Genomic DNA, 6,140 nt, shown 5'->3' with positions numbered 1-6,140 from the left:
AGCACGCGTTATCGTTGACGTTTTTCGCGAGCAAGCTCGCTCCTACAGGAGGCGATGTACGCTTAACTGACTGGCATGCCACAACAGCCCTATCTGCCGGGCGTTCAGCGTTGAGCCAACGTTTTGTAGGAACCTATGCTCCTCCCACAGGGGGGGCTCCATTTATTTTGAGGTCTTTACGAAGCCGGGTTTTAGGCCGAACACTTCCACCCCCTGCGGCGTCGATTGCCCGGTAGTCACCTTCACCCGCTCCACCGGCTTATCCATCGCTTCTCGATACTCCACCGTCCTGTCCGCCTGGATCGCCTCGCTCGGAATCACTATCGCCTGCGCATTGTTGTAAGTGACGATGGTCAACCGCGCACTCATCCCCAGGCGCACCCGCTGCAACTGTTGCGGGGTCAGCCTGGGGATCGACAACGTCACCGGAAACTGCGCGCTGCCCTGGCTGTCGCTGGCAATCGCCAGGCCGCTGACCACGCTCACCGAGCCGCTCAACCGTTCCCCGTCAAAACCATCGCCCAGCACTTCCACCGCCTGGCCTTGGTGCAGCTGGTTGATGTCCAGCTCAGACACCTTGGCGACGATTTTCAGCCGCTCGATATTGGCCAGGCCGAACAGCACCTGGCCCTGGCTGACCTTGCTGCCGGCCTGAATCGGCGCGTTGGTGTTGCCGCCGCCTTGGGGCGCATTGTTACCGGGGGCGGGCACCACGATGCCGGAGAACGGCGCCTTCACCTCCTTGCCTGCGAGCAGGGTGCGCAAGGCCTCGTATTTCACCGTGGCGTTGGTCAGTTCCATGTCGGCGATCTGGCGGTATTCGCCCTTGCCCTGGTCGAGGGCCTGTTGCAGTTCACTGCGGGCAGAGGCGAGGTCCAGTTGCTGTTGCTGGGTCTGCTGCTTGAGGTCGTCCAGCTCATTGCGCGGGATGATGCCGCGCTTGAACAGGTTTTCGCTTTCGGTGAGTTTGCGTTGGGTGTTGCCGGCGGTCATCTCGGCGGTGCGCAGGCTACGGCGCGCACGGCTGACGGTGGGGCCGCTGTCCCAGTCCTGCAGCTCTTGCACGGCGCGGCGCGCCTTGAGCTGGGCGGAGAGGGCGTCGCGCAATTGCACCTCAAGGGTGGCCGGGTCCATGCGCAGCAGGACCTGGCCAGCCTCGACCCGCTGGCCTTGCTCCACCAGATTGGCCTGCACGTTGCCGTCGAACGGCGCCGTGAGGGTGAGGGTGGTGTCGGGTTCGATCTTGCCCACCAGGCCGATCTGGTGCACCAGCGGGTCGGGCTTGACGGCCAGCCATTGTTCGGTGGCGCCGGCCGGGCCTTCTGCGGGGCTGCGCAGGGCCAGCCCCGCGCCGGCCAGCAGCAGGATCAATGCGACGCCCAGCAGGCGTTTTCGATTAGTAGTCATTGAGGGCGATTTCCCAACTTTCCAGCGTCATGCCCAGGGTCAAGTCGAGCTGGGTCTGGGCGTTCAAATAAGCGATCAGGGCGTTGAGCTGCGCGTTTTCGGCATTGCGCAGGTCGGTCTCGAAGCTCAGCACCTGGAAGTTGGTGGAGCGCCCGGCGCTGAGCTTCTCGCGTTCGATCTCGATCTTGCGCCGCGACAATTCCACCGCGCGCTGGGAGATTTCATACTGGCGCCAGCGGGTGCCGAGGTCGCGCACCACGTCGTTGACGTTGCGTTCCAGTTCCTGGCGGGCGTCGGTGATGCGGATCTCCTGGTCCTCCACGTTGACCCGCGCGCGCACTTCGGCCTGGCGCGTGCTGATGTCGCCGATGGGGATCTGCACCTGCACCCCGGCGTAGCTGTCCCAAGTGCGGTTGTTGGTGCTGCCGGCATCGTTATTGTAGGCGTCGCGTATCTGGTTTGCGCCGGCCACCAGGTCCACCTGCCAGCGCCCGGAGTCCTTGGCGATCACCAGGTTGAGGTCGGCCTGCTGGCTGCCGAGCAGGGCGGCGAGGTATTCCGGTTGCTGGGTCTGCGCGAGGTTGAAGGCCTGGCGTTTGTCGATCTGCAGGGGCTTGGCCTCCAGGGCTTCGGTGGCGCGAATCGGGGTGGAGAGGTCCAGGGCCAGCAGGCGCAGCAAGGCCAGGCGACTGGTGTCGAGCTGGTTCTGCGCTTCTTCGACGCCCAGTTGCTGGGTGGCGATGTCGGCTTCGGTCTGCACGATCTCGAATTCGGCCATGCGCCCGGCGCTGATCAAGGCTTTGTTCACGTCCAGCAAGGTGCCGGAGCGCTTGAGGGCGTCCTGCACGATGCTCAGTTGCTCCTGGGCCCGCAGCAGTTCGCGGTAGGTGGCGATGATCTGGCTGATGGTCTGTGCCACGGTCGCCTTGAGGTTGAGGCGGTTGGCCTGCTCCGACAGGCGCGACAGGCGCAACGGTGCGGTGGTGGCGTCCCAGCCGGCGCCGCGCATCAACGGCTGGATGATCGCCAGGTCGAGGCCGTCGCTGCGGTAGCGGCCGGCGCGGTCGGCGTTGTTCAACTGCTGGGTCCAGGCCATGCTCAGGCGGGTACCGTATTCACTGAGCAAGCTGGTGGCCGGTGCCACGTTGGCATTGCGCGCACTGTCCTGGGAGCCACGGGTGCTGCGGTAATAGCTGTTGAGGGTGAGCTTGGGGTTGAACACGTCTTCGGCGACGCGCAGGTCGAATTTCTGCGCCACCCGTTGCAGGTAGGCGCTGCGGATTGCCGGGTTGTTGCGCAGGCCCAGGTACACGGCGTCACCCAGGGTCATGGTGGTGACCTGGGCATTCAAGGATACGCCCCGGTCGTAACCGCTGCGGGTGCTGCTGGGGGCCGACGGCTTGATGACCACCTCGGCGGCCATCCCGTGCAGGCTGATCAACACGAGCAACCCCAGCCATTTACTCATCGCGCAAGGCCTCCACCGGCTGCAACCGTGAGGCCGACACCGCCGGGTAGATGCCAAAGAACAAGCCCACCAGCAACGTACTGCCCACCCCCAGAGGCAGGGCGGCGACGGCCAGGTCGAATAGCCAGCCTGACAGCCAGGCGTAGAGCCAGGCGGCGGTCATCCCGAGTACCGCCCCGCACAGCGCGCCGACGGCGGTGAGGGTGACGGCTTCGAGCAGGAACAGGTTGCGGATGTCGCGCTGGCGAGCGCCCAGGGCCATGCGAATGCCGATCTCGCGACGGCGTTCCGATACGTTCATCAGCATCACATTCATCACGCCTACGCCGCCGCCGACCAGGGAAATGGCGCCGAGGGCCAGCAGCAGGTAGGCGAAGGTGCGGCTTTGCCGGGTCATGCCGTCGATCATTTGCTGGGGCACCTGGATGTCGACCGTGTGGTCGGTGAGTTGGGGCTGCAAGGCGCCGGCGGCTTCCCTGGCAATGCGTTCCATGTCCTGGCCGGGCGCGGCGCGGATAACCACATTGCCGATCTGCGGCATGGCATAGATGCGGCGCATGCCTTCGGCGGGAATGAACAACGACTCGTTGGCCTGTACCGGCATCAGCATCGCCCTGGGCTGGTTCTGCAGAATGCCTACCACCAGAAACAGGTAGTCGTTGATGCGCACGCGGTCGCCCAGTTGCAGCGGATCGCCCGGCGCTCCGAGTGCCTGGGCCAGCTGGTCACCGATCACGCCATAGGTTTCGTTGGCGTCGAAGCTCGACAGAAAGCGCCCCTGCCGTACCACCAGGCGCATCGCCGCCTGGATGTCCGGTGTGCTGCCGACGAGGTTGGCGTTGGTGGTGCGGCCATGGAACACGATGGGCCCGCTGAACAAGGTCAGTGCGCCGATATGAGCGATGCCCGGCACGGCCTGGCGCACGGCATCCAGGTCGAGCCTCGCGGGCGCGGGGACCGTGCTGCTGCCCTTGGGCGGGAACTGGGCGACCAGGGTGTCGGTGCCCATGTCCTTGAAAATCATCGCGGCATCCACCGCCGCGTTATGGCCGATATTGATCAGCGCCACCACCGACGAACTGCCGATGACGATGCCCAGCAGGGCCAGCACCGAGCGCTTGCCCAGGGTGCGCAGGCTGACGAAGGCTTCATGCAGCAGTTGGCTGAAGCTCTGTTCGACCCGCAGGCTCATAGGCGCCCGGTCTCGTGCACTACGCCGTTGCGCACCAGGATCTTGCGCTCCAGGCGTTCGGCGATATGCGGGTCGTGGGTGACGATGATCAGCGTGACCTGTTGCTTGCGGTTCAATGCCAGCAGCAGGTCCATGATGTCCTGGGCGGTGCTGCTGTCGAGGTTGCCGGTGGGCTCGTCGGCCAGGATCACCGAAGGCTTGCCCACCAATGCCCGGGCAATCGCCACACGTTGGCGCTGGCCGCCGGAGAGGTCGGCGGGGCGATGGTGGGCGCGCTCGGCCAGCCCGACCTGTTCGAGCATGCGCAGGGCCTGCGCCACCGATTCATGCCGCGATACACCGCGATAGCTCAGGGGCAGGGCAACGTTGTCCAGGGCGCTGAGGCGCGGCAGCAGGTTGAAGCTCTGGAACACAAAGCCGATCTGCTGGTTGCGGATCGCCGCCAGTTCGTCCGGGGATGCACTGAAAATATCGTGGCCGGCAAAGTGGTACTGGCCGCAATTGGGCAGGTCCAGCAGGCCGAGGATATTGAGCAGGGTGCTTTTGCCGGAGCCCGAGGCGCCGAGGATGCCGCAGCTGTCACCGCGCTCGATGGACAGGCACACCTCATTGAGAATGGTCAGTTCCTGCCCGGCGAGCTGATAGCGCTTGCCGATGCCTTGCAGGGAAATCAAGCCTGGGTGCGCGGGGGTATCTGTCATCGTGACTACGCCTGCAGTCTCGACGCTGCCGTAATGCGCCCTTTGTAAATCTTTGTAACAAGTTCGGGAGCTATCTGGTTCGCGTCACGGACTGGTTTTATTTCTTGTTTTTAAAATATTGTTTGAATACTAACCGTGTTCCCGGTGCTTCGCCAGCCGTGGATGTAGAGCGGTTTTACGCTTTGAAAAGATTTCCCTCGCCGGTACGGGGGTCTACCGAAAGGTCCCTGGCTTGCCTGAGAATCCCCATGGGCAAAGGCTTTGGATAGTATGGCGGTGTGTCACTACTTGCTTTCGACCGGCCGCACCGGTATAAAAAATCAAATTATTTTTTAAAACAATATTTCCGCCGTGGAACCCTTATGGTCGCGAAGAAACTCAGCGCTCCAAACGTTACCAAGACTCGATTGCTGGATGCGACAGAGGCTCTCTTCATCAAATACGGCTATGACGCCGTGCTGCTGCGGCAGATTACCGAGCGCGCCCAGGTGAACCTGGCTGCGGTGAACTACCACTTCGGGGACAAGGACTCCCTGATGAAGACCCTGCTGATGCAACGCCTGGAGCCGCTCAACGAGCAGCGCCTGGAATTGCTGGCGCGCTGTGAGGCCGAATCCGACGGCCCCCTCGACTGCGACACCTTGCTCGGCGTGCTCTTCGCCCCGGCCATGGGCCTGGAACGCAGCGACCCGGCGAGTGGGGAAGGCCGTTCGTTCATCCGTTTCCTCGGGCGGGTGTACAGCGACACCTCGCCGTTTATCCAGGAATACCTCAAGGTGCATTACCAACCGGTGTTCCAACGCTTCTTCGAAGCCTTCGCCCTGGCCTTGCCGGACTTGCCGCGCAACGAGCTGGGGGTGCGCCTGCAATTTGCCCTCAAGGCGATTTCCGGGGTCATGGCCGGTACTGAATTGCGCCTGCTGATGAACTCCATGAGCCTGGGCCGCCCGGCGACGGATGCCGAGGTGATGGCCAAGCTGATCACCCTGGTCTCGGCGGCGATTCGTGTGCCGCAGCAAAGCCCCGAAGCCGAAAACGCGTTGGCCAAGGTGCTGGACACCCAGCGCGCCATTCGTGAACAGGCGGCAGCGCCGGCCGCCAAGGCCTCGCGCTGACAAATCCCAGGCAAAAAAAAGCCCGCTGGGGCGGCGGGCTTGATGTGCAACGTTTGTAACGGATGAGGCTTCACCCTACGTCTCGGGATGTAAATAAAACGTGAAAAATATGTAAGAAGAAATGTGAACGTGTGAAGTTTTGTCCAGGCGTTCATCTCTGATTTTTCCCTGCGTGATTCGCCACTCATCGCCACTGTCAATTCTGACAGCTAGACGCCCCTCCCCACCGGGTGTCTGATTTTCCTTGCCTGAACGCG

Annotated in this window: 6 protein-coding genes; 1 reads left to right on the top strand and 5 read right to left on the bottom strand. The window is 63.2% G+C overall.

All coding sequences use genetic code 11. The annotated features are described in order from the left end of the window. Window positions 1-162 precede the first annotated feature (162 nt). Genes AC07OP_RS31530 through AC07OP_RS31515 form a run of 4 tightly spaced genes read right to left on the bottom strand, consistent with a single transcriptional unit; the run spans window position 163 to window position 4,768 of the window. Entirely contained in the window at window positions 163-1,407 is a 1,245-nt protein-coding gene (locus tag AC07OP_RS31530) for an efflux RND transporter periplasmic adaptor subunit (protein ID WP_495101695.1), read from the bottom strand. Continuing rightward, window positions 1,397-2,875: a TolC family protein gene (locus AC07OP_RS31525; protein ID WP_495101694.1), complete on the bottom strand. Its 1,479-nt coding sequence runs from the start codon at window positions 2,873-2,875 to the stop codon at window positions 1,397-1,399. Before AC07OP_RS31525 ends, AC07OP_RS31530 begins: the two co-directional genes overlap by 11 nt. Then, complete coding sequence (locus tag AC07OP_RS31520; RefSeq protein WP_115488477.1) at window positions 2,868-4,067, bottom strand: ABC transporter permease; 1,200 nt, start codon at window positions 4,065-4,067, stop codon at window positions 2,868-2,870. The genes AC07OP_RS31525 and AC07OP_RS31520 overlap by 8 nt, the downstream gene beginning before the upstream one ends. Continuing rightward, on the bottom strand, window positions 4,064-4,768 hold the full coding sequence (locus tag AC07OP_RS31515; protein WP_495101693.1) for an ABC transporter ATP-binding protein: 705 nt from the start codon (window positions 4,766-4,768) through the stop codon (window positions 4,064-4,066). Before AC07OP_RS31515 ends, AC07OP_RS31520 begins: the two co-directional genes overlap by 4 nt. 362 nt (window positions 4,769-5,130) lie before the next feature. On the opposite strand from AC07OP_RS31515, the gene AC07OP_RS31510 reads away from it, so the two are divergent. Then, window positions 5,131-5,883 (top strand): TetR/AcrR family transcriptional regulator, encoded by a 753-nt coding sequence (locus AC07OP_RS31510; RefSeq protein ID WP_495101692.1) that lies wholly within the window; start codon window positions 5,131-5,133, stop codon window positions 5,881-5,883. Window positions 5,884-5,958: 75 nt separating this feature from the next. On the opposite strand, the gene AC07OP_RS31505 is transcribed toward AC07OP_RS31510, so the two are convergent. Beyond that, window positions 5,959-6,140 (bottom strand): hypothetical protein (locus AC07OP_RS31505; protein ID WP_495109927.1); only part of this gene is annotated, 182 nt, incomplete at its 5' end.

The organism is Pseudomonas sp. GW821-FHT09D08 (assembly GCF_059416305.1).
This window is presented reverse-complemented; position numbering and strand designations above follow the sequence as displayed.